This is a genomic window from Phytobacter cepae, assembly GCF_054165735.1.
In genome coordinates this window covers 357,391-379,872 of sequence record NZ_CM135107.1, presented here as the reverse complement: position 1 = coordinate 379,872, position 22,482 = coordinate 357,391, and the positions used below count along the sequence as shown (strand labels likewise).

Below are 22,482 nucleotides of genomic sequence, written 5' to 3'. Positions count from 1 at the left end.
GCTGCTTGACTCGCTTTGGCAACTCAGTGAAGTTGAAAGGGAACATTCAACAAGGAGAAAGGAAATGAATAGCATCGTGATCCGCCATGCCGAAGCCCGTGACGCTGAGCCTTTACGTCAAATCAATGCGCATCCGGAGGTCTATCACGACACGCTACAACTTCCTCATCCTTCTATGGATATGTGGAAGGAGCGGCTGGAACCGCGCCCCGGCCGTCGCCATCTTGTGGCCTGTATTGATGATGTCGTCGCCGGGCATTTAGTGGTGGATGTCGAGCAAAGTCCACGCCGCAGCCACGTTGCGACCTTTGGTATCAGTGTTTCCAGCGAATTCCGTGGACGAGGTGTGGGCAGCGCCATGCTGCGTGAAATGGTGAATCTCTGTGATAACTGGCTGCGCATCGAACGCATTGAGCTGACGGTTTTCGTCGACAACGCCCCGGCGCTGGCGCTCTACCGCAGGTTTGGTTTTGAAGTGGAAGGCACCGGCAAGAAATTTGCTCTGCGTAACGGTGAGTATGTGGATGCGTACTTTATGGCGCGAGTGAAACACTGAATCCTGTTCCACGCCAGATCCCTCTCAAGTGTTACAGCGATAACACCGCGAAATGAGAATAAAAAACTTACAGCGATGACAGGGTCCGGCTGAAAATCGACGAAGCGTATCCGCAAGGCCGGGGCGACGCGCAGGGATGCGCGGCGAGGGCGACTTTACACGGACGTTACCTTCGCCCGTCCCCGATAAGCCTGAAGGAATATGCTGAGTTGACCGCGCCAGCGGCGATTTTCCTGGCCGGGAGCCCGGGTCGCCAGGGCGGTGGCGGTGAACCACCCTGGCACGTTCACGGGTTCTGGCGTTATAGAAAAGCAAGGAACATAAGGTGAACGGAATGACCACCAGAGCTGTATTTTCCCCTCACCCTCGCCCTCTCCCCAAAGAGGAGAGGGGACTGTCCGTGCTCACATTTTTTGTGGAATTCCCTTAATACCCTGCCGTTAAATCATCCACCGTGCGCGGGTCAGACGCACCGTACAGGGTGCCATCCGGGCCGACCATAATACTTTGTGTGCTGCCCATTGCTTCTTTCACTGCCACCTTCTGCCCTTTCTGCTCAAGCAGTTTAAGGGTGTCCGGGCTGAAGCCCTTTTCGACGCGCAGTTCATCCGGCAGCCATTGATGATGGAAGCGCGGCGCATTCGTGGCTTCGGCGACGTTCATCCCAAAATCGATGCTGTTCACGACCATTTGCAGAACAGTGGTAATAATTCGGCTACCACCAGGGCTACCGGTAACCAGCCAGGTTTTCCCGTCTTTCACCACGATAGTCGGCGACATCGACGACAGCGGACGTTTACCCGGCCCCACGGCATTGGCATCGCCGCCCACCAGCCCGTAAACGTTAGGCACACCAGGTTTAGCCGAGAAGTCATCCATCTGGTTATTCATCAGAATACCGGTATTGCCCGCCACGATGCCCGAACCAAAGGTCGTGTTTAACGTGTAGGTGACCGAAACAGCGTTGCCGTCTTTATCCACAATCGAGTAATGCGTGGTTTGATTACTCTCGTAAGGCTCCAGTTTGCCGGGGCGAATCTGGCTGGAGGGTTTCGCCTTATTCACATCGATCTGCTGGGCCAGCGATTTGGCGTAATCTTTATTGGTCAGCGCCTGCCAGGGGACCTTAACGAAATCGGGATCGCCTAGATATTCCGATCGGTCGGCATAGGCGTATTTTTCAGCTTCTGCCATCACCTGCAAGGTATCCGCACTGCCAAAACCGTATTTCGCGAGATCGAAATTCTCCAGGATATTAAGGATTTGCACGATATGAATGCCACCGGAAGAAGGTGGCGGCATGGAAAAGACCTGATAGCCACGGTACTCCCCGCTAATCGGCGTACGCTCGATGGCTTTGTAATTTGCCAAATCATCCTTGGTGATAAGGCCACCGTTTTTGCTCATCTCTTCGGCAATCTGATCGGCTATCGAACCTTTGTAGAAGGCCTCGGGGCCCTTCTCAGCGATCATCTCAAGGCTTTTACCCAGATTAGCCTGTACCAGCTTGTCGCCCTTTTTCAGCGGCTCTCCGTCTTTCCAGAAGATAGCTTTACTGTTTTCGTGATTCGGCAAGACTTCGCTGCCATAAACTTTCAGATCATCAGCCAGCGCGTCATTAACCACAAAGCCCTGCTTCGCGAGTTTAATGGCTGGCTGCACGACTTTGTTGAGCGGCAGGGTGCCATATTTTTCCAGCGCCAGTGAGAAGCCCGCTACCGTGCCCGGCGTGCCTGAGGCTAAATGGGAGGTCAGGGATTTTTTACTGTCAGGATTGCCCTGATCGTCGAGGAACATATCACGCGTGGCCGCAGCAGGGGCCATCTCGCGAAAATCGATGGCCGTGGTATTACCGTCTTTGGTGCGGATCATCATAAACCCGCCGCCGCCGAGGTTACCGGCCTGGGGGTGCGTCACCGCCAGCGCGTAACCCACCGCAACGGCCGCATCGACGGCATTCCCCCCCTGTTTGAGAATATCAACCCCAACCCGGGTCGCGGTTTCATCCACCGAGGCCACCATCCCCTGCTTCGCCCGGACGGGGTGGAAGACATCGGCTTCAACGCCATAGGACACAGGCGCCGGTGCCGCTACGGGCGGGGGAGCGGCTGCAACGCTAAAACATCCTCCCGCCGTCAGAGCGGCTATCGCCACCCAACGTGCAAACTTCTGCTTCATCATCGTCGTTCTCCAGATTTGGGGCGACAGTCCCCGCTTAAGCCTGGTTCAGAACTCTTAAAAGATCATCGTCATGGCGAAAAGCAAGTAAACTTAGGAGAAGCCTCAGACGGAGGAGATGACGATGAAACGACTGATTATTATGGCGGCGTTTTTGCCGTTGACCGCATTCGCACAGCCGATAAATACCTTAAATAACCCTAACCAGCCGGGTTACCAGATCCCCAGCCAGCAGCGTATGCAAACGCAAATGCTCAATCAGCAACAGCAGCAGAAAGGGATGTTAAACCAGAATCTGCAGACACAAACGCGTCTGCAACAACAGCATCTCGAAGCGCAGATAAACAACAATTCTCAGCGAGTACTCCAGGCACAACCTGGCGAACTTGACCCCGGCAGGCAGCAAATGCTGCCTAACAATAACAGCGGTATGCTGAGCCAGGGGGCCAACAGTGAGGCGTCCCTTACGCAGCAACAGCATATGCTGCCGCCGAGGCAGACCAACGGCATGCTGAATCAGAACACTAACAGCACGCCGCAGGCCAACATTCCGTTAAAAACGGTCACGCCTTAAGGTTGAAAATGCGGCCCGATGACGTCAATCGCATCGGTGCAGATACAGTCAACGCCCCAGCGAAGCAGTTCTGCTGCACGCTGCGGGTTGTTGACGGTATAGACCAGAATATGTAATCCCGCGTCACGCAGCGCGGCAACACGCGCCTCATCAAGCAAACGATGATTAAGATGAATCGAGACGCAGCCGAGACGCGTCGTCAGCTCACGCCAGTCATCCCGCCATTCGTCCAGCAGCAGCCCACGGGGTAATTCCGGTGCGGCCTGTTGAGCGGCTTCCAGAGCATCAATCTCAAAAGACGATAACAGCGGCGCCACCATGCCCTGCCACAACTCGCGTGCAGCAAGGGCCACGACTTTGCCGGTCAGCGGGCCGGTACCGGTGGTCGGCTTTATTTCGATGTTTGCCAGCAATCCGCGATCGCGGCAGCGCTGTGCCACGTCAAATAACTCTGGCAGAGGCTCGCCCTTAAATTCACCGCTAAACCAACTGCCCACGTCAACGTTCAACAGATCGTTCCAGTCCAGATGCCCTGCCACACCCCAGCCGTTGCTGGTGCGCTCAAGGTTGTCATCGTGGAGCAAAAAAATATGCCCGTCTTTAGACAGCTTGACGTCGAACTCAATCATGGTGTGACCGTAGCGGGCCCCCACGTCAATCGCCGCCAGCGTATTTTCCGGTGCCAGTTTTCCGCCGCCACGGTGGGCGACAATATGGGGGTAAGGCCAGTTGCTCATACGCGTTGTCCTGTTTCACCGTCGAAGAGGTGCAGATGATTTTCCGGCAGATGCAGCCATAGTGTACTGCCCTGCGCCGGGCGTTCCTGATGCGGCAAACGCACCACCAGTTTGTGGTTGCCCCAGCGACCGTGCGCCAGGTTATCTGCACCGAGCATTTCCAGGGTATCCAGAACCAGCGGCACACCGCCTGCGGCCTGTGAGCTTAACGCAATATGTTCCGGGCGGATACCCAGCGTCATTTTGCGCCCGGCGTAACCGCGGTAGAACCAGTTGATCGGCAGCGCCATGCCGCTGTCGAGTTCAAAGTGGGTTCCGGTGTTGCTGATACGCCCATCAAGCAGATTCATTGCCGGGCTGCCGATAAAGCTCGCCACAAAGCGGCTGGCGGGCTTCTCATAGACCTCAATCGGAGTACCTATCTGTTCGGCTACACCTTTGTTCATCACCATCACACGCTGCGCCAGGGTCATGGCTTCGACCTGGTCATGCGTCACGTACAGAGAAGTGGTTTTCAGACGGCGGTGCAAGTGCTGAAGCTCAAGGCGCATCTGTACACGCAGCTTAGCGTCGAGGTTGGAGAGCGGCTCATCAAACAGGAACACCGCCGGGTCACGCACAATCGCACGGCCCATCGCCACGCGCTGGCGCTGGCCACCGGAAAGTTCACGCGGACGGCGTTTAAGTAAGCCGTCGAGTTCCAGAATGCGGGCTGCTTCTTTAACCCGTTCGGCAATATGCTCTTTGCCCATATTGCGAATTTTCAGTCCCCACGCCATGTTCTCTTCCACGCTCATATGCGGGTAGAGTGCGTAGTTCTGAAACACCATCGCGATGCCGCGATCTTTAGGCTCCATCTCGGTCACGCGCTGGCTGTCGATCCAGATGTCGCCCGCGCTAACACGCTCAAGCCCGGCCACCATACGCAGCAATGTGGATTTGCCGCAGCCTGACGGTCCAACCATCACAATGAATTCGCCATCGGCTACGTCCAGTGTTAACGGTTGAATAATCTGCGTTTTACCGTTATCCCAACTCTTGGTTACGGCCTGTAATTTTAATCCTGCCATCTTATTTCTCATTGTCGACCAGGCCACGAACGAACGCGCGCTGCATGGCTAAAACGATAACAACCGGAGGGATCAGCGTAAGCAACATCGCTGCCATCACCTGGTTCCATTGTGTGGTGCCCTCGCCCGTGGCGATCATGCCCTTGATGCCTGCAACGGCAGTGCCCAGATTGACATCGCTGACGATCAACAGCGGCCACAGATACTGGTTCCAGCCGTAGATAAAGGTGATCACAAACAGGGCAGCCAGATTGGTTTTTGACAGCGGCAGGACAATGTCCCAGAAAAAGCGCATCGGTGACGCGCCATCAATGCGCGCGGCTTCAATCAGCTCATCCGGCAGCGTCATAAAGAACTGGCGGAACAGGAACGTTGCGGTGGCCGAAGCCATCAGCGGCAGCGTCAGACCCGTATAACTGTCGAGCATTTTCAGGTTAGCGATAACCTCCACCGTCGGGAAAATACGCACTTCTACCGGTAGCATCAGGGTGATAAAAATCATCCAGAAGAAGAGGTTACGCAGCGGAAAACGGAACCAGACGATGGCAAAAGCAGACAGCATCGACACGGCGATTTTCCCCACGGTAATGGAGAAGGCCATGATGAAACTGTTGGTCAGCATCAGCCAGAACGGCGCGCTGTTTACCCCCACGCCCTGCGTCCAGATGGTGCGCAGGTTTTCCCATAAATGCGTGCCGGGGATCAGCGTCATCGGCGTGTCGTATACGGCCTTGATGTCCAGAGTGGCGGTAACAAACGCGACGTACATCGGAAAAAGGATCGTCACAATGCCCAGAATCAGCATGATGTGACTGAATAAGGTCAGCCCGGGGCGATTCTCAATCATTGGTAGCGCACCTTACTTTCAACATAACGGAACTGCACGACGGTCAGCACGATCACCAGGAACATCAGCACCACCGACTGCGCAGCAGAAGCTGAAAGATCCAGTCCGACAAAACCTTCGCGGTAAATCTTATAAATTAGCGTCGTCGTCGCCTGTACCGGCCCCCCCGCCGTCGCGGCGTCAATCACCGGGAAGGTGTCGAAGAAGGCATACACCAGGTTGACCACCAGCAGGAAGAAACTCACCGGTGCAATCAGCGGCAGTGACAGTTTGAAGAAGCGGCGAACAGGCCCTGCACCGTCGATCGCAGCGGCTTCCACCAGCGAACGCGGGATGGATTGCAGCGCGGCGAAGAAGAACAGGAAGTTGTAGCTTATCTGCTTCCAGACGGAGGCGAAGACTACCAGGAACATCGCCTGGCCGCTGTTCTGCGCGTGGTTCCAGTCGTAGCCAAACTGCTCAAGAAAATGGGTAATCAGCCCGCGACCCGGGTTAAAGAGGAAAATCCATAACACGGCAGCGACGGCAGGGGCGACAGCATAGGGCAGCAGCATCAGCGTCTGATAAATGCGACTGCCGCGCACCACGTTATCCACCAGGGCGGCAAAAAACAGCGAGGTGAAGAGCCCAAAGAAGGTCACCAGCGCACTAAAGCGCATCGTCGTCCAGAAGGAGTCCAGATAGTAGCTGTCACGGAACAGCCCGACGAAATTGTCCAGCCCAACGAAGGTACTGGAAAGCCCAAAGGGATCCACGCTTTGTACGGAGTACCATAACGCTTCGCCCGCAGGCCAGATAAAGAAAATAACGGTGATAACCAGTTGGGGCGCGACCAGCAGATAGGGTAGCCAGCGGGAACGAAACACCGGACGGGATGAGGACATAGTTAAGCTCTGAGTTGTATTTTCCCCTCACCCTAACTCTCTCCCCAGAGGGGCGAGGGAGGGTTTGCTCCCTCTCCCTTTCAGGGAGAGGCCGGGGTGAGGGTGTAAGCTATTAAGACTTAGTGGATTGCTCGAAGCGGCGCAGCAGTTGATTACCACGCTCTACCGCCGCATCCAGTGCCTGCTGCGGGGTTTTCTTACCGGTCCAGACGCTTTCCAGTTCTTCATCCACAATGGTACGGATCTGCGGCATATTGCCCAGACGCAGGCCTTTGGTGAACGGCAACGGCGGCTTGTTCAGCATCTGACGGGTTGCGATATCAGCACCTGGGTTCTTGTCGTAGAAGCCCTCTTTACGAGTCAGCTCATACGCTGCGGTGGTGATAGGCAGGTAGCCAGTTTTCTGGTGCCATTCAGCCGCATTTTCCGGTTTAGCCAAGAATTCCAGGAACTGGGCAACGCCGGTATAGGTCGCTTTGTCTTTGCCCTGCATGACCCACAGGCTTGCACCACCAATGATGGCGTTCTGCGGTGCGCCTTTCACATCAGCGTCGTAAGGCATCATGCCGACACCGTAGTTAAATTTGGCGTAATGACGAATGTCCGCGAGAGAACCGGAAGAGGCGGTGGTGATCGCGCAGTCACCGTTATAAAACTTCTCGGTAGATTCGTCTTTACGACCGAAGTAGCTGAAATCGCCCTTCTTATTGAGCTCTTCCAGCATGGCGATGTGTTTCACCTGCTCGGGTTTGTTGAACTCAAGAACGGCATCCGTACCGTCAAAGCCGTTGTTTTTCGTCGCCACCGGCAGACCGTGCCAGGCGCTGAAGTTTTCAATCTGGATCCAGCCCTGCCAGCCGCTGGCGTAGCCGCATTTCATGCCCGCAGCTTTCAGTTTGGCGGTGTAGGCTGCCAGATCCTGCCAGGTTTTGGGTGGCTGCTCTGGATCTAAGCCTGCTTTTTTGAAGGCATCTTTGTTGTAGTACAGCACCGGCGTGGAGCTGTTGAACGGTTGAGACAGCAGGTGACCGGTTTTAGAGTCGGTGTAGTAGCCGGAAACGGTCGGGACGAACTGAGATTCGTCAAAGTTGATACCTGCGTCTTTAAAGACTTCGTAGACCGGCTTGATGGCTTTAGACGCCATCATGGTTGCCGTACCGACTTCATAAACCTGCAACATGGCAGGCGCGTTACCCGTACGGAACGCGGCAATACCGGCACTCAGGCTCTGCTCGTAGTTACCTTTGTACACCGGCACAATTTTGTAATCCGGGTGGGTTTCGTTAAAACGTTGCGCCAGGGACTCAACTTCTTTACCCAGTTCGCCTTCCATGGAATGCCAGAACGGGATTGACGTAGCGGCCATGGCGTTGCCTGCGAAGATCAACCCAAGTGCCAGACCTAAAGCTGTGTGTCGTAACGGTGTCATTCGGTTTTCTCTCTTGTTGTGCCGGATGCGCGATATCACGCGTTTTATGCTCGCGAGGTAACATGACACGCTCGAATTACAGAAAAATAACCGTTTAATTACAATAAAGTGACAACAAGGCGTCAGAGAGATGATGAAGGGATGATGGATTAGTGAAGGAAAGATGGCGGGCGAGAATCATCCGCGCAGAGTCTGTGCGATATCGTCTACCGAAAGTCGCCCCGCGGCTGCATCAACGGTTAACTCAACGAACGCATTATTTGCGGACAACACTATACCGTTGCGCTTCAGGAACAGTAGCGTAATAAAAAGCGCAGTGCGTTTATTACCGTCATTGAAAATATGACCGCGAGAAATAGCCAGAAGATGCATCGCCGCAAGCTGCCAGACATCATTCATACCTTCGTACTCATATTTATTGAGTACGCGGTAAAGCAGCGCTTCCGCTCTCCCGGGGTCGGGCATGCCCGGAACACCAGGGGTAACTTGCAGTAGCTTATCGTGGAAACGGATTATCTCTTCCGCTGAGATAAACTGAATCATCATTTATCAGCCAGTTCCCGAATTTCATTACCATGAATCGCCATGATGGCATCAAATTCAGCATCCATTTTTGCCGCCTGATAACGCTCGAATTCTTCAGCGCTAATGATCACTGCAGATTTGTGACCGCGGCGAGTGATGGTGACGGGAGTGCCCATGGCGGCAGTGTCGAGTGCAGCAGCCAGGTTTTGTCGCGCCTCGCTATAGTTCATTGTGTGCATATCGCCTCCAGAGTTGTACAGGTTAATTGTACAACAAAGAGGTACAGTTATGCATAAAAAACCGGGCGACGAATTCGCGTCACCCGGTTTGAGTATATAAAGATTATCTACCGGGCAAGTTAGTGCTGCCGGGTGTTGCTCTGTCAGCCGCCCAGATAGGCGCTGCGTACCGCTTCGTTCGCTAACAGCGCATCACCGGTGTCTTCCAACACCACGTGGCCGTTTTCCAGCACGTAGCCGCGGTCAGCGAGTTTCAGCGCCTGGTTGGCGTTCTGCTCGACGAGGAAAATGGTCATCCCTTCTTTACGCAGTTGTTCAATGGTGTCGAAAATCTGCTGAATGATGATGGGTGCCAGGCCCAGAGAAGGTTCATCCAGCAGCAGCAAACGCGGCTGGCTCATCAGCGCGCGACCAATGGCCAGCATCTGCTGCTCGCCACCGGACATCGTACCCGCACGCTGAACACGGCGTTCATGCAGACGCGGGAACAGATCGTAGACGCGCTTAATGCGGCTCTGGAACTGGTCGCTGTCGGCAAAAAAGCCCCCCATCGCCAGATTCTCTTCTACCGTCATACGAGAAAAGACGCGACGCCCTTCCGGGACAATAGCCACCGCCTCACGCATGATTTTTGCCGTCTGCCAGTCGGTAATGTCTTTATCATCGAAGACAATACGGCCGCTGGTGGCACGGGGATCACCGCAAAGCGTACCCAGCAGGGTTGTTTTACCCGCGCCGTTGGCACCAATCAGGGTCACAATCTCACCCTGATTAATGTGCAGGCTGACCTCGTGCAGGGCCTGGATTTTGCCGTAGTGGGCGCTAACTTTGTCAAAAGACAACATGACTTTTTCCATCTTATGCCTCACCGAGGTATGCACGGATCACGTCCGGGTTATTACGAATTTCTTCCGGTGTACCGTTCGCCAGCGGTGTTCCCTGGTTGACAACGTAAATACGATCGGAGATCCCCATCACCAGCTTCATATCGTGCTCAATCAACAGGATGGTGGTGTTGTGGTGGCTACGCAGCTCAACGATCAGCTCATCCAGCTCTTTGGTCTCTTTCGGGTTAAGACCTGCCGCCGGTTCGTCGAGCATCAGGATTTCCGGCTGCGTCACCATGCAGCGGGCAATCTCCAGACGACGCTGGTCGCCATAAGCCAGGTTGCTGGCCTGGCGGTTAGCGTGCGCCAACAAACCAATACGCTCCAGCCAGACAGCCGCACGGTCCAGAGCTTCCGTTTGTGCGCGGCGGAACGACGGGGTTTTCAACAGGCCCGAGAACACACCGGTTTTCAGTTGCTGATGTTGCGCTACCAGCAGGTTTTCAATCACCGTCATTTCACGGAACAGACGCACGTGTTGGAACGTACGCACTACGCCCATACGGGCGATCTGTTGCCCCGGCAGCCCTTCCAGGTGCTGGTCACGCAGCATAATGGTGCCCCCGGTCGGCTTGTAGAAGCCGGTGAGGCAGTTGAACACCGTGGTTTTACCCGCGCCGTTCGGGCCGATAAGCGAAACGATCTCCTGAGGATGTAAGTCCAGTGCCACGTTGTTAACGGCCAACAGGCCGCCAAAACGCATCATCAGGCCATTTACGGATAACAGTGGCTGACTCATGCCTGCTCTCCTTTCGCCTGACCATTTTTCAGTTTCAACTGCACACGGGTCATTGGCAGCAAGCCCTGCGGACGCCAGATCATCATCAGTACCATCAAACCACCCAGCATCAACATGCTGTACTCATTGAAATCACGCATTAATTCACGCGATACCACCAGCAGCACTGCTGCCAGGATGACCGCAAACTGCGATCCCATACCACCAAGCACCACAATCGCCAGCACAAATGCGGACTCCGCGAAGGTGAAGGATTCCGGGCTGACAAAGCCCTGGCGGGCGGCAAACAGCGTTCCGGCGAAGCCTGCAAAGGCGGCGCTGATGGTAAACGCGGTCAGCTTGATGCGGGTCGGGTTCAACCCCAGTGAACGGCAGGCAATCTCATCTTCACGCAGGGCTTCCCAGGCGCGACCGAGCGGCATACGCAGCAGACGGTTAATCACGAACAGAGAGAAAACCACCAGCAGCAGCGCGACCAGGTAAAGGAAAATCACACGGTCACTGGGATCATACGGCACGCCAAAGAAGTTGCTGAAGGTATCCCAGCCGCCTTCACGGGCGCTACGGCTGAACTCCAGGCCAAACAGCGTCGGTTTAGGGATCTGACTGATACCGTTCGGGCCACCGGTAATTTCCGTATTGTTAAGCAGCAGGATACGAACGATTTCACCGAACCCTAAGGTTACGATCGCCAGGTAATCACCGCGCAGACGCAGGACCGGGAAGCCAAGCAGGAAACCCGCCGCCGCAGAGACCAGCGCCGAAATCGGCAAACAGGTCCAGAAGCCAAGCCCGTAATAGTGGTTCAGCAGCGCAAAGGTGTACGCTCCGATCGCGTAGAAACCACCGTAGCCGAGCACCAACAGGCCAGACAGCCCGACGACCACGTTAAGGCCCAGGCCGAGGATGATGTAAATCATGGTCATGGTGGCGATATCGACCGTGCCACGGGAGACCACGAACGGCCAGGCGACGGCTGCCACCAACAGAGCGACCAGGAACAGCTTCTGTTTAACGGTGGAACCGTCAATCGCCGGCAGAATGAATTTCGGGCCAGAGACGTTTTTCAGGCTCTTCTGGAAGACCGGACGCAGCAACTGGAAGAAGAAGACCACGGCGGTGCCAATAAAAACCCACTCCCAGCGAATACTCGCTGCGGTATTGACCACCAGTTTTGTGCCATCCAGCTCTAACTGCACGCCCATAAAGACGCCCGCCAGCACGAAGAACATGGCGGCAGAGAGCAGCGCCATCGCAAAATGCATCGGTTTCATACTTTTTCAACCTCCGGACGACCCAGGATACCGGTCGGCATCACCAGCAGTACGATAATCAGCAGGGCAAAGGCCACCACGTCTTTATATTCTGTACTCAGGTATGCAGAGGAGAGGGATTCGGTCACGCCCAGAATGAGGCCACCGATCATTGCGCCAGGAATACTGCCGATACCGCCTAATACCGCCGCGGTGAACGCTTTCATCCCCGCCATAAAGCCAATGTACGGGTTAATCACGCCGTAGAACTGACCGAGCAGGACACCGGCAACCGCCGCCATCGCCGCACCGATCACAAAGGTCAACGCAATGACGCGATCGGTATTAATGCCCAGCAGGCTGGCCATTTTCAGGTCTTCCGAACAGGCACGGCAGGCACGACCCATACGGGAATAACGGATAAACACCGTCAGCGCCAGCATCGAGACAAAGGTCACGACCCAGATAACCAGCTGCATGGTGGTGATGGTCGCAGAGAAGTTATCGCTACTGCCCACGGTCCACTGGCCGTTAAACAGGCTCGGTAACGCGACGTCACGCGAGCCTTCGGTCAGGCTGACGTAGTTTTGCAGGAAGATGGACATCCCGATGGCGGAAATCAGCGCGATCAGGCGCTTAGAGCTACGAACCGGGCGATAGGCTACCCGTTCAATACTCCAGCCATACGCACTCGCGATCACGATAGCGCCAACGAACCCTGCGGTAACCAGCAACCAACTGGCGTCGATACCCATCATCATCAGCGCAGCAATAATCATAAACGAGACATAGCTACCGATCATGTAGACCTCGCCATGGGCGAAGTTAATCATGCCGATAATGCCATATACCATGGTGTAACCGATGGCGATCAGTGCATAGGTGCTTCCCAGCGTCACGCCGTTAAACATCTGCTGCAAAAAATAGAGAAACTGCTCGGACATAACGTAACCTTTCTAAACCCGCAAGGACGGGATACTGAGGCCACTCTAAATAATTCGAGTTGCAGAAAGGCGGCAAGCCCGCTCATCCCCGGGAGCGTACTTGAGTACGTGACCGGGGTGAGCGAGCGAAGCCAACGCCTCTGCGGCGCGAAGTATGATGAGTGGTTGCCTTATTTAGCTACCGAAGATGACCCATCGGCGTGCCATTGGAAGACACCAAAATCAAATCCCTTCAAATCGCCTTTCTCATCCCAGTTCAGCGGCCCAATTACGGTTTTAGCCCCGTTGGCTTTTAAATCATTGACCAGTGCAAGCGGCTCGTTGCTGCCTGAACGGTCAAGTGCCTGTGCAAGCGACTGCACGGCGGCGTAAGTGATCCAAACATACGGACCACTCGGATCTTTTTTCTCTGCTTTGAGTGCATCCACGATGCCCTGGTTGGCCGGATCCTGGTCGTAGCGTTTTGGCATCGTCACCAGCATGCCTTCGCCCGCTTCACCCGCAATGTTCGAGAGGGAGGCATTGCCTACCCCTTCCGGCCCCATAAATTGGGTCTTCAGACCGTTTGAACGCGCCTGGCGCAGGATCTGCCCCATCTCCGGGTAATAACCACCGTAGTAGACAAAGTCGATATTTTCTTTCTTCAAGCGCGCCACCAGCGCAGAGAAATCTTTCTCACCGGCGGTAATGCCGTCGAAGAAGACGATATTGGCCCCGCTGGCTTTCAGGCTCTCCTGAACGGAGCGTGCCAGACCTTCACCGTACTGCTGCTTGTCGTGAATAATGGCGATACGCTGAGGCTTAACGGCACTCAGAATATATTTCGCCGCAGTCGGCCCCTGTGAAGAGTCCAGACCAGCGGTACGCATGATGTACTTATAGCCGCGCTGTGTCAGTTCCGGGTTCGTAGCCCCCGGGGAGATCATCAGAATGCCTTCATCTTCATAGATATCAGACGCTGGCTGAGTCGATGATGAGCAAAGGTGCCCAATCACATATTTAATGCCGTCGTTAACGATTTTGTTGGCGACTGCCACGGCTTGTTTAGGATCACAGGCGTCGTCGTATTCCACCGCCACCAGTTTGTCACCCTTTACGCCGCCCTTCGCATTGATATCTTTAATGGCCTGACGTGCGCCGTTGAACTCCATATCGCCCCACTGGGCAACCGGACCGGACATCGCGCCGACAACCGCGACCTTAATATCAGCGGCCATGGCCGCGTGAGACATCGCAAATGCAACCATCCCCGCGATAACGGTTTTCGCGTTCCTTTTCATACTTCAAATCCCCGTTCGTGATGTAGTACCACACGTTCTCATCAGGTCACGTCGTCGCGACATGAGATCGATGTGTGAAAATTTTGTTTTTATATGGTTAAAAAGCATTCTGTACTTTTAATAGACAACACTATTTTTACCAGTGCCATGAATGGTTTAGCGCAGTATTTTGGCAAAAACCAGAGTAAATACTCTATTTTTCAGGCGATTAAGCTAAGATAATATTCTGAATTCTCCTGGAGATAAACCAAAAAAGTTCAGTTTGCAGCATAAAATAATGGCACAAAGAGCGGAATAAAACGCTACCTTTCAGCGGAAAATGCTGGCTGGTTTTCATTCACTGATGTTTAAAACTGCTACAACGCTTGCCTCAAAAGTAATCGCCTGCAAATCGAAATATAAAAAAGTATCAGCCCGTAACAGAGGAAATTGTTTACACTGCCTTATCTTGAGAGACATGGACACGCTGTACATGAAATTGACTATCATCCGTCTGGTGAAATTCACCGACCAGGATCATATTGATTTAGCTAAAGTCTGGCCGGAATACTCCCCTGCATCGTTGCAGGTTGATGAGACACACCACATCTATGCGGCACGTTTTAATGACCGCCTGTTAGGCGCGGTTCGCGTGACGCTGCTGGGCGCACAAGGTGCGCTGGATTCCCTGCGCATACGTGATGTCACCCGCCGTCGTGGCGTAGGAAAATATCTGCTGGAAGAGGTGATGCGTGAAAACCCTAACATCACCACCTGGTGGATTACCGAAGCCGGGGTAGAAGATCGCACGGTGATGGCCGCTTTCGCTCAGGCGATGGGCTTTACCGCGCAAAACGATGGCTGGGTGAAGCGTTAGTTTTTGTGGGGCAGTGCGGTCTGATGCCCTCACCCCTGCCCTCTCCCACGAGGAGAGGGAGCAAACATTAAAAAAGGCAACTTGCGTTGCCTTTTTGCTTTTATTCTGGTGCGGTCTGATGCCCTCACCCCGACCCTCTCCCACGGGGAGAGGGAGCAAACATTAAAAAAGGCAACTTGCGTTGCCTTTTTGCTTATATTCTGGTGCGGTCTGATGCCCTCACCCCGACCCTCTCCCACGGGGAGAGGGAGCAAACATTAAAAAAGGCAACTTGCGTTGCCTTTTTGCTTTTATTCTGGTGCGGCCTGATGCCCTCACCCCGGCCCTCTCCCACGGGGAGAGGGAGCAAACATTAAAAAAGGCAACTTGCGTTGCCTTTTTGCTGTTTATTTGGCGTCGGTGGCCGTACCGTTCGCATGCCAGGTAAACACGCCGAACTCAAAGCCCTTCAGATCACCCTTTTCGTCCCAGGACAGCGGGCCCATGACGGTTTCAACAGAGTTAGCTTTCAGCCAGGTTGCGATTTCAGCCGGTTCTGCGGTCTGATTCAGGCCAGCGGCCAGAGACTGCAGTGCCGCGTAGGTGGTCCAGACGAAGGCACCGCTTGGATCCTGTTTCTTCGCTTTGATCGCATCAACGATAGGTTTGTTCGCTGGAACCTGATCGTAGTTCTTCGGTTTGGTGACTAACATGCCTTCAGCAGATTCGCCCGCGATGTTAGACAGGGAAACGTTCGCTACGCCTTCCGGCCCCATGAACTTGGTTTTCAGACCCGCGGCACGAGACTGACGCAGGATCTGGCCCATTTCCGGGTGGTAACCACCGTAATAGACGAAATCGATATTCTCTTTCTTCAGACGCGCTACCAGTGTAGAGAAGTCTTTTTCACCTGCGGTAATACCGTCAAAGAAGACAACGTTCGCGCCGCCTTTCTTCAGGCCGTCTTGTACTGCGCGCGCCAGACCTTCACCGTACTGCTGTTTGTCGTGAATAACAGCAATACGCTGCGGTTTCACGCTCTCAAGAATGTATTTTGCAGCGGTTGGGCCCTGGTCTGAGTCCAGGCCAGTGGTACGCAGTGTCAGTTTATAACCACGTGCAGTCAGCTCAGGTGCGGTCGCTGCCGGGGTGATCATCAGAATGCCTTCGTCTTCATAAATGTCAGACGCTGGCTGAGTAGAAGAGGAGCACAGGTGGCCGATAACGTATTTAATGCCATCGTTGACCACTTTGTTTGCTACCGCGACCGCTTGTTTCGGGTCACATGCATCGTCGTATTTGGTGATGACCAGTTTGTCGCCTTTGATACCGCCTTTGGCATTGATATCCGCAACAGCCTGCTCAGCACCCGTAAATTCCTGATCACCGTACTGCGCAACCGGGCCAGACATCGCACCGACAACGGCAACTTTAATATCTTTGGCAAATGCCATGTTGCTCATCGCTAACGCAATACATCCTGCCAGTAACGCTTTGCCCTTCATTTTCATCCTGAGGTTCCCCATTCTTATGGTGATTGAATTTGTTGTGATGTTGTTGTTCGGCACATTATTTTGTTTACCATCATAAGAAAAGAATATGATAGTGATTCGGAGCCAGTCTGCCCGTGCCTTTGCAGCATTCTCTGCTAAAACATACCCCATTTTCTGAAATTTGGAACAACATTTTTGAAGGATAGATAACAGACAGATGAACATAATAAGAAAGCCGCCAAAAAGGCGGCTCGGGGAAGCAAAGAGGTTTATCGTGTCAGCGACTGGTGAATGATATCCAGCGCTTTACGGAACTGAACTTCAGGGATCGTCAGCGGATAGAGGAAACGAATGACGTTGCCATAAACGCCGCAGCTCAGTAGCAGCAACCCGGCGGCCAGCGCGTTATCCTGTACCTGTTTGGTAAATTCCGCTGAGGGTTCCCCGGTTTGTGGATCGTTAAACTCGACGGCCACCATCGACCCCTGGGCACGAATGTCCGCAATGAACGGGCAGTCCGCTTTGGCTTTCGTCAGCACTTCGACCAGGTGTTTGCCAAGATGATTCGCACGCTCGCACAGATCCTCTTCTTCAATAACATCCAGCACGGCATGCGCTGCCGCCACCGCCAGGGGGTTACCGGCATAAGTACCACCCAGCCCACCAGGGGCTGGCGCATCCATCACCTCTGCACGCCCGGCGACCGCCGAGAGCGGCAAGCCTCCCGCGAGGCTCTTCGCCATGGTGATGAGATCAGGCTTCACGCTGAAATGCTCCACGGCGAATAACTTGCCGGTGCGGGCAAAACCGCTTTGCACTTCATCGGTAATCAGCAGAATGCCGTGCGTGTCACAAAGTTTACGCAGGGCCTGCATAAAATCATCAGGCGCGACGTTAAACCCACCTTCGCCCTGAATCGGTTCCAGCAAAATAGCAGCAACCTGATCGGGGGCAATATCCGCTTTAAAAATACGATCCAGACTTTTTAGCGCCTCAGCCGTACTCACGCCATGCAGGGCATTTGGAAATTGCGCATGAAAGATAGAACCGGGGAAAGGGCCAAAACCGATTTTGTAGGGAGCCACTTTGCCGGTCAGCGCCATGGTCATGTACGTTCGGCCATGGAAACCGCCACCAAAGGTGATGACGCCAGGACGTTTGGTGTAGGCGCGAGCAATTTTTACGGCGTTCTCAACGGCTTCAGCACCGGTCGAGAAAAAAGCCGTTTTTGCCGGGCCTTCGACAGGGACGCGTTCGTTAATGCGCTCCGCCAGCGAGACATAGCTTTCGTAAGGAACAATTTGATAAGCGGTGTGGGTAAAGGCCTGTAGCTGTTTTTCCACCGCAGCAATGACTTTCGGATGACGATGCCCGGTATTCAGCACCGCAATCCCGGCTGCAAAATCGATCACTTCATTACCTTCGACATCCCACAGCGTGGCATTTTCTGCTTTGTCGGCATAGAAGCCGCACATGACGCCAATTCCACGCGGTGTCGCCGCTAAACGGCGTGCTTGTAAGTCATTATTTTTCACCCTGTACTCCCCCGTCACTGATTCATTTAGCAGCAGTCATCTTTTGCCACAATGCCACAAGCGGTCCTATAATCGAGTACCAGTTTTGAATTATTAAGGGATCCAATTGCGTTCACTTGTCAGTGACTTATTGCAATTGCGCCTGGACGCGCAGCGCGATGGCAAGCTGCATAAAAAACTCTATAACGCGATTCGCCTGTCGATTCTTGATGGCAGCCTGCCGCCGCAAAGTCGTCTGCCGCCCAGTCGTGATTTGGCGACCGAACTGCATCTGTCACGCAATACGGTGCTAACGGTGTATGAACAGTTGCTGGCAGAAGGGTATGTGGTTTCACGTACCGGCAGCGGCACCTTTGTGGCGCAGACCGTACCGGACAGCCTGCTCTCAGCCCCGTCATCACGAACAGAAGATGCCGCAGGCGACCTACCCTTACACTTGTCCGACAGAGGGTTGACGCTCATCCAGCGCAGCAGCGCCAGCCCGCGTCAGTGGGGCGCGTTTTTGCCCGGCGTACCCGATGTGAATGCTTTTCCGCATACGCTGTTTCGTAAAATCCACGCCCGCGTCAGTCGAAAGCCGCAGGCCAGTCAGCTCTCCTATAGCAGCGCCGGCGGAAGCCCGGCATTACAGCAGGCTCTGGTGGATTATCTACGCATCACCCGATCGGTTAAATGCAGCGCAGAGCAGATCCTGATAACCGAAGGCATTCACCAGGCGATCGATCTGGTATCACGCATGTTGTGTAATCCCGGCGATAGCGCCTGGATTGAGGAACCCGCCTACTGGGGCATTCGCAATGTCCTGGCGATGAATGGCGTCACGCTGGAATCCATCAACGTCGACCATGCCGGTATGAATCCTCCCGAAGCCGGGAATATGCCGCCAAAACTGATTTTTGTTACCCCCTCTCACCAGTATCCTCTCGGCTGCGTGATGAGTCTTGAACGTCGCCAGCGTTTATTAGCGCTGGCACGGCAAACGGGAAGCTGGATTGTCGAGGATGATTACGACAGCGAGTTTCGCTTTTCCGGTCAGCCCATCCCTGCGCTGCAGGGCCTGGTGGACGATGCCCCGGTCATTTACACCGGCACATTCAGTAAGACACTCTACCCAGGGCTTCGTCTCGGCTATCTGGTGCTGCCTCGCCCGTTGATGCAGGCTTTAAAGACAGCGCATACGGAGCTTTATCGTGGTGGGCGACTGTTGGATCAGGAAGCGCTGGCGCTGTTTATCAGCGAAGGGTATTACACGGCGCACATTCGTCGAATGCGGTTACTCTATGCCCGACGCCGCGCACGGCTGGCAGGCCTGATTACAGACGCGCTCGGAAAAGAGGCCTTAAGTGAATATAACGACAATGCCGGCCTGCACCTGGTGCTGTCACTGCCCGACAAATGCGATGACGTAGCCCTTGCTCGCAGGGCGAACGAACGGGGCATTCTGGTGCGCGCGCTTTCACGCTATTACGCAGGAAATGAGCCGCTTAAAGGCCTGTTAATGGGCTTTGCCGCCATGGAAGAGGAGGAGATGGAGGCAGCGTTTAAGGGACTGCTCGACTGCATCAAAGGGCAGAGTTAAGACAACAAAAAGCCGGGTCGCTTTCGCTTAACCCGGCTTATTCTTTCGCGTATTAATTACGCTTCAATGGCAGCGCGCAGTTTCTTCATCGCGTTCTTTTCCAGCTGGCGTACACGCTCAGCGGAAACACCGTAACGATCTGCCAGTTCCTGCAGCGTGGACTTGTTGTCGTCGTCCAGCCAACGGGCGCGGATAATATCCTGGCTACGCTCATCGAGACCTTCCATCGCAAAGGTCAGTTTGTTAGCGGCCTGCTCTTCCCAGTTATCATCTTCAATGCCGTCAGCAAAGTTAGACGATTTGTCCTGCAGGTAGAGCACCGGCGCAACCGCGTGGCTTTCGGAATCGTCGTCGGAGGACATATCAAACGCCATATCCTGTGCCGACATACGGGATTCCATTTCGCGCACGTCTTTGCTGCTCACGCCCAGTTCACGGGCCACCATTTCCACTTCATCCTGATTAAACCAGCCCAGACGCTGCTTGGTTTTACGCAGGTTAAAGAACAGTTTACGCTGTGCTTTGGTGGTGGCGACTTTCACAATGCGCCAGTTACGCAGCACGTATTCATGAATTTCGGCTTTGATCCAGTGCACGGCGAAAGAGACCAGACGTACACCCACTTCCGGGTTAAAACGGCGCACGGCTTTCATCAGGCCGATGTTACCTTCCTGAATCAGGTCAGCCTGCGGCAGGCCATAGCCCGAATAGTTACGAGCAACATGAACAACAAAGCGCAGGTGAGACAGGATCAGCGTTTTAGCTGCTTCCAGATCGCCCTGGTAATGCAGCTTTTCAGCCAATGCCCTTTCTTCATCAGCCGTCAACATCGGCCATGCGTTCGCAGCCCGGACGTAAGACTCCAGGTTACCAACAGGGGCTAAAGCTAAAGATTGCATTTCTTTGGTCATTCAAATCCTCTCAATTTACATCCGACTGGCGGCGGTCTGTCCCCATCAGGCAACAAACATGCCAGCGTTAATGAGCAACGAGAATAGCATTCACTCTTTTATCAGACAGTGATTTTATCCACAAGTTCCAGGATGGGTTGTGAATAAATTAGGCACAAAATGTGACATAAGTATGAAAAACCGGGGCAGGAAAAGGGAGATATGAGTTATACGCTTTCCCTGCTACGGGAATACTGCATTGCAGGGAAAGAGTATATCAGAGATTTTTTACTGTGGAGTAAAGTGACGTAAATGTTGAACTGTGGCAAGCCAGGCGGCCACCCAGCCAATCATTGAGCACACCAGCAGCAGTAGCAAACATTCATCAAACGACAGACCACTTAATTCAAACTGCGTGCCGAACACCTTCGCCACTTCGGTCACCGCCGATGAAAGGCGCATCACCAGAATCTCAGAAAGAATGAGTGACAGGAACGCGCCGCAAAAGCCCAGTAGTGCCCCGCCATACAGGAAAGGACGCAGGATAAAGCCATCCGTTGCGCCAATCAGCTTCTGGACGTTGATGGTGTCACGACGAGAGAAGATACTTAAGCGCACGCTGTTACCAATGACCAGGAAAACAGCCGCCACCATTAATACGCCAATCATCGCCGACACCCGCCCGACCAGCCCGGTCAGAGAAGCCAGACGCGCAAACCAGCTGTCGTCCATACGCACTTCATCAATGCCGTGCAGCCTGGTAATACGATCACGCAACGTATTCAGCGAGTCGGTTCCCTGGAAATCCAGCTTCGGGATCACCACGGCGACCGCCGGCAACGGGTTTTCTTCCAGCATATCCAGTGCGCCGCCAAACCCCGACCAGTTACGGAATTCCCCCAGCGCATCTTCGCGAGACAGGTAATTGACCTTCTCAACCCCCTGTTCGGACTGCAACTGCCCCACCACCTGGGCTGCCGCATCGTCATCCAGCGATTTATCCAGGTACACGGTAATTTGCGGAGACGGGTAATATTGCGAGGCGGCCTCGTTGACGTTTTTGTAAACCATATAGCAGACGCTCGGCAGCGTCAGGGAGATGGCGATCACCATCACCGTCAGGAAGGTCGCAAACGGCTTGCTTTTAAGATCCTGCAACGCCCCCTGGAAGGCGTAGCGCACCTGCTCGTTAAAAACATTGGTTTTACGCGAGTTCGGTTTCGGTGGCGTTTTACCCCGGCGCGGAGCGTTACGTCCCGCATCCCCTGCACCGCCTGCCGACTTACGGAAACGATCTAATTTGCCGCCGAACCGGCGTATGTGGTTCATTGCCTCGCGCTTATTCACCGATGCGGCCTCCATGCATATGCCCGTCGCTGAGGGACAGGACGCGGTAAGGACGGCTGGAAATAAGCCCCAGGGCATGCGTCGCCATCAGAACCGTTACCCCAACGCGGTTGAACTCCTCGAAAAGACGTAAAATCCCCTCAGAGAGGGCTTCATCCAGGTTACCGGTCGGTTCATCCGCCAGCAGCACCGCAGGCTTGTTCACCACCGCACGGGCAATGCCCACGCGCTGTTGCTCACCACCAGACAGCTGAATGGGGAAACTTCTCGCTTTGTCGAGCAAGCCCACTTTATCTAACGCCGCAGAGACGCGACGGCGGATGTCATCCCCGCTGGCGCCGGCAATAATCAACGGGATCGCCACGTTGTCGTATACCGTTCTGTCCATTAAGAGATGGTGATCCTGGAAAATCATGCCGATCTGTCGACGCAAAAACGGCACTTCGCGGTTTTTCAGGCGCGAAATATCATGCCCAGCAAACAGAATTTTCCCGGCGCTTGGCCGCTCGATGCCACAAATAAGCTTAAGCAGAGTACTTTTCCCTGCGCCGGAGTGGCCGGTCAGAAATGCCATCTCGCCCGGTTGCAGGTGGAAAGTCACCCCCTGCAACGCTTGTCTCCCACCGAGATAGGCTTTGCTGACGTGTTCAAAGCGAATCAT

Annotated in this window: 22 protein-coding genes; 4 read left to right on the top strand and 18 right to left on the bottom strand. The window is 54.3% G+C overall.

Annotation, left to right across the window (positions count from 1 at the left end; genetic code table 11):
* The first annotated feature begins 64 nt into the window (after window positions 1–64).
* A complete protein-coding gene (gene yhhY / locus ACUY4Q_RS01755) occupies window positions 65–556 on the top strand; it encodes an N-acetyltransferase (RefSeq protein WP_458045435.1) in 492 nt (163 codons plus the stop codon).
* Window positions 557–982: 426 nt separating this feature from the next.
* Here the strand turns inward: yhhY and ggt are convergent, their stop codons facing one another.
* Entirely contained in the window at window positions 983–2,737 is a 1,755-nt protein-coding gene (ggt, locus tag ACUY4Q_RS01750) for a gamma-glutamyltransferase (RefSeq protein ID WP_458045434.1), read from the bottom strand.
* Window positions 2,738–2,858: 121 nt separating this feature from the next.
* Here ggt and ACUY4Q_RS01745 point away from each other — a divergent pair, with 121 nt between their 5' ends.
* Window positions 2,859–3,308, top strand: coding sequence for a DUF2756 family protein (locus ACUY4Q_RS01745; protein ID WP_458045433.1), 450 nt, complete (start codon window positions 2,859–2,861; stop codon window positions 3,306–3,308).
* On the opposite strand, the gene ugpQ is transcribed toward ACUY4Q_RS01745, so the two are convergent.
* The 12 genes from ugpQ to livK form a co-directional block, all read right to left on the bottom strand.
* On the bottom strand, window positions 3,305–4,045 hold the full coding sequence (ugpQ, locus tag ACUY4Q_RS01740; protein ID WP_458045432.1) for a glycerophosphodiester phosphodiesterase: 741 nt from the start codon (window positions 4,043–4,045) through the stop codon (window positions 3,305–3,307). The genes ACUY4Q_RS01745 and ugpQ overlap by 4 nt on opposite strands.
* Window positions 4,042–5,115 carry a sn-glycerol-3-phosphate import ATP-binding protein UgpC gene (locus ACUY4Q_RS01735; protein ID WP_458045431.1) on the bottom strand — a complete coding sequence of 358 codons (1,074 nt, stop codon included), beginning with the start codon at window positions 5,113–5,115 and terminating at the stop codon, window positions 4,042–4,044. The genes ugpQ and ACUY4Q_RS01735 overlap by 4 nt, the downstream gene beginning before the upstream one ends.
* A 1-nt stretch (window position 5,116) precedes the next feature.
* Window positions 5,117–5,962, bottom strand: coding sequence for a sn-glycerol-3-phosphate ABC transporter permease UgpE (gene ugpE, locus ACUY4Q_RS01730; protein ID WP_458045430.1), 846 nt, complete (start codon window positions 5,960–5,962; stop codon window positions 5,117–5,119).
* The gene (ugpA, locus tag ACUY4Q_RS01725) at window positions 5,959–6,846 is read right to left on the bottom strand and encodes a sn-glycerol-3-phosphate ABC transporter permease UgpA (protein WP_458045429.1); all 888 of its coding nucleotides are present in this window, start codon (window positions 6,844–6,846) and stop codon (window positions 5,959–5,961) included. The genes ugpE and ugpA overlap by 4 nt, the downstream gene beginning before the upstream one ends.
* 112 nt (window positions 6,847–6,958) lie before the next feature.
* Window positions 6,959–8,275 carry a sn-glycerol-3-phosphate ABC transporter substrate-binding protein UgpB gene (ugpB, locus tag ACUY4Q_RS01720; RefSeq protein WP_458045428.1) on the bottom strand — a complete coding sequence of 439 codons (1,317 nt, stop codon included), beginning with the start codon at window positions 8,273–8,275 and terminating at the stop codon, window positions 6,959–6,961.
* A 177-nt stretch (window positions 8,276–8,452) separates the two neighbouring features.
* Window positions 8,453–8,821 carry a type II toxin-antitoxin system death-on-curing family toxin gene (locus ACUY4Q_RS01715; protein WP_458045427.1) on the bottom strand — a complete coding sequence of 123 codons (369 nt, stop codon included), beginning with the start codon at window positions 8,819–8,821 and terminating at the stop codon, window positions 8,453–8,455.
* Complete coding sequence (locus ACUY4Q_RS01710) at window positions 8,818–9,039, bottom strand: type II toxin-antitoxin system Phd/YefM family antitoxin (RefSeq protein WP_458045426.1); 222 nt, start codon at window positions 9,037–9,039, stop codon at window positions 8,818–8,820. Before ACUY4Q_RS01710 ends, ACUY4Q_RS01715 begins: the two co-directional genes overlap by 4 nt.
* A gap of 143 nt (window positions 9,040–9,182) precedes the next feature.
* Window positions 9,183–9,896: a high-affinity branched-chain amino acid ABC transporter ATP-binding protein LivF gene (gene livF, locus ACUY4Q_RS01705; protein WP_458045425.1), complete on the bottom strand. Its 714-nt coding sequence runs from the start codon at window positions 9,894–9,896 to the stop codon at window positions 9,183–9,185.
* A gap of 1 nt (window position 9,897) precedes the next feature.
* Window positions 9,898–10,665, bottom strand: a complete 768-nt coding sequence (gene livG, locus ACUY4Q_RS01700; RefSeq protein WP_458045424.1) for a high-affinity branched-chain amino acid ABC transporter ATP-binding protein LivG — start codon at window positions 10,663–10,665, stop codon at window positions 9,898–9,900.
* A complete protein-coding gene (gene livM / locus ACUY4Q_RS01695; RefSeq protein ID WP_458045423.1) occupies window positions 10,662–11,939 on the bottom strand; it encodes a branched chain amino acid ABC transporter permease LivM in 1,278 nt (425 codons plus the stop codon). Before livM ends, livG begins: the two co-directional genes overlap by 4 nt.
* Window positions 11,936–12,862 (bottom strand): high-affinity branched-chain amino acid ABC transporter permease LivH, encoded by a 927-nt coding sequence (gene livH, locus ACUY4Q_RS01690; RefSeq protein WP_458045422.1) that lies wholly within the window; start codon window positions 12,860–12,862, stop codon window positions 11,936–11,938. The genes livM and livH overlap by 4 nt, the downstream gene beginning before the upstream one ends.
* 170 nt (window positions 12,863–13,032) lie before the next feature.
* Window positions 13,033–14,142, bottom strand: a complete 1,110-nt coding sequence (livK, locus tag ACUY4Q_RS01685) for a high-affinity branched-chain amino acid ABC transporter substrate-binding protein LivK (RefSeq protein ID WP_458045421.1) — start codon at window positions 14,140–14,142, stop codon at window positions 13,033–13,035.
* Window positions 14,143–14,614: 472 nt separating this feature from the next.
* Between livK and panM the strand changes: the two genes are divergently transcribed.
* Window positions 14,615–14,998, top strand: a complete 384-nt coding sequence (gene panM / locus ACUY4Q_RS01680) for an aspartate 1-decarboxylase autocleavage activator PanM (protein WP_458045420.1) — start codon at window positions 14,615–14,617, stop codon at window positions 14,996–14,998.
* A 386-nt stretch (window positions 14,999–15,384) separates the two neighbouring features.
* Here the strand turns inward: panM and ACUY4Q_RS01675 are convergent, their stop codons facing one another.
* On the bottom strand, window positions 15,385–16,488 hold the full coding sequence (locus tag ACUY4Q_RS01675; RefSeq protein WP_458045419.1) for a branched-chain amino acid ABC transporter substrate-binding protein: 1,104 nt from the start codon (window positions 16,486–16,488) through the stop codon (window positions 15,385–15,387).
* Between the two features lie 251 nt (window positions 16,489–16,739).
* On the bottom strand, window positions 16,740–18,005 hold the full coding sequence (locus ACUY4Q_RS01670) for a 4-aminobutyrate--2-oxoglutarate transaminase (protein ID WP_458045418.1): 1,266 nt from the start codon (window positions 18,003–18,005) through the stop codon (window positions 16,740–16,742).
* A gap of 106 nt (window positions 18,006–18,111) precedes the next feature.
* Between ACUY4Q_RS01670 and pdxR the strand changes: the two genes are divergently transcribed.
* Complete coding sequence (gene pdxR, locus ACUY4Q_RS01665) at window positions 18,112–19,584, top strand: MocR-like pyridoxine biosynthesis transcription factor PdxR (RefSeq protein WP_458045417.1); 1,473 nt, start codon at window positions 18,112–18,114, stop codon at window positions 19,582–19,584.
* A 56-nt stretch (window positions 19,585–19,640) separates the two neighbouring features.
* On the opposite strand, the gene rpoH is transcribed toward pdxR, so the two are convergent.
* The 3 genes from rpoH to ftsE form a co-directional block, all read right to left on the bottom strand.
* Entirely contained in the window at window positions 19,641–20,495 is an 855-nt protein-coding gene (gene rpoH, locus ACUY4Q_RS01660) for an RNA polymerase sigma factor RpoH (RefSeq protein ID WP_458045416.1), read from the bottom strand.
* Window positions 20,496–20,762: 267 nt separating this feature from the next.
* Window positions 20,763–21,821: a permease-like cell division protein FtsX gene (ftsX, locus tag ACUY4Q_RS01655; RefSeq protein ID WP_458045415.1), complete on the bottom strand. Its 1,059-nt coding sequence runs from the start codon at window positions 21,819–21,821 to the stop codon at window positions 20,763–20,765.
* Window positions 21,814–22,482, bottom strand: coding sequence for a cell division ATP-binding protein FtsE (gene ftsE, locus ACUY4Q_RS01650; RefSeq protein ID WP_458045414.1), 669 nt, complete (start codon window positions 22,480–22,482; stop codon window positions 21,814–21,816). Before ftsE ends, ftsX begins: the two co-directional genes overlap by 8 nt.

Coding starts and splice junctions, on each gene's coding strand:
- yhhY (WP_458045435.1), top strand. CDS start 65: ATGAATAGCATCGTGATCCGCCATGCCGAAGCCCGTGACGCTGAGCCT.
- ggt (WP_458045434.1), bottom strand. CDS start 2,737: ATGATGAAGCAGAAGTTTGCACGTTGGGTGGCGATAGCCGCTCTGACG.
- ACUY4Q_RS01745 (WP_458045433.1), top strand. CDS start 2,859: ATGAAACGACTGATTATTATGGCGGCGTTTTTGCCGTTGACCGCATTC.
- ugpQ (WP_458045432.1), bottom strand. CDS start 4,045: ATGAGCAACTGGCCTTACCCCCATATTGTCGCCCACCGTGGCGGCGGA.
- ACUY4Q_RS01735 (WP_458045431.1), bottom strand. CDS start 5,115: ATGGCAGGATTAAAATTACAGGCCGTAACCAAGAGTTGGGATAACGGT.
- ugpE (WP_458045430.1), bottom strand. CDS start 5,962: ATGATTGAGAATCGCCCCGGGCTGACCTTATTCAGTCACATCATGCTG.
- ugpA (WP_458045429.1), bottom strand. CDS start 6,846: ATGTCCTCATCCCGTCCGGTGTTTCGTTCCCGCTGGCTACCCTATCTG.
- ugpB (WP_458045428.1), bottom strand. CDS start 8,275: ATGACACCGTTACGACACACAGCTTTAGGTCTGGCACTTGGGTTGATC.
- ACUY4Q_RS01715 (WP_458045427.1), bottom strand. CDS start 8,821: ATGATGATTCAGTTTATCTCAGCGGAAGAGATAATCCGTTTCCACGAT.
- ACUY4Q_RS01710 (WP_458045426.1), bottom strand. CDS start 9,039: ATGCACACAATGAACTATAGCGAGGCGCGACAAAACCTGGCTGCTGCA.
- livF (WP_458045425.1), bottom strand. CDS start 9,896: ATGGAAAAAGTCATGTTGTCTTTTGACAAAGTTAGCGCCCACTACGGC.
- livG (WP_458045424.1), bottom strand. CDS start 10,665: ATGAGTCAGCCACTGTTATCCGTAAATGGCCTGATGATGCGTTTTGGC.
- livM (WP_458045423.1), bottom strand. CDS start 11,939: ATGAAACCGATGCATTTTGCGATGGCGCTGCTCTCTGCCGCCATGTTC.
- livH (WP_458045422.1), bottom strand. CDS start 12,862: ATGTCCGAGCAGTTTCTCTATTTTTTGCAGCAGATGTTTAACGGCGTG.
- livK (WP_458045421.1), bottom strand. CDS start 14,142: ATGAAAAGGAACGCGAAAACCGTTATCGCGGGGATGGTTGCATTTGCG.
- panM (WP_458045420.1), top strand. CDS start 14,615: ATGAAATTGACTATCATCCGTCTGGTGAAATTCACCGACCAGGATCAT.
- ACUY4Q_RS01675 (WP_458045419.1), bottom strand. CDS start 16,488: ATGAAAATGAAGGGCAAAGCGTTACTGGCAGGATGTATTGCGTTAGCG.
- rpoH (WP_458045416.1), bottom strand. CDS start 20,495: ATGACCAAAGAAATGCAATCTTTAGCTTTAGCCCCTGTTGGTAACCTG.
- ftsE (WP_458045414.1), bottom strand. CDS start 22,482: ATGATTCGCTTTGAACACGTCAGCAAAGCCTATCTCGGTGGGAGACAA.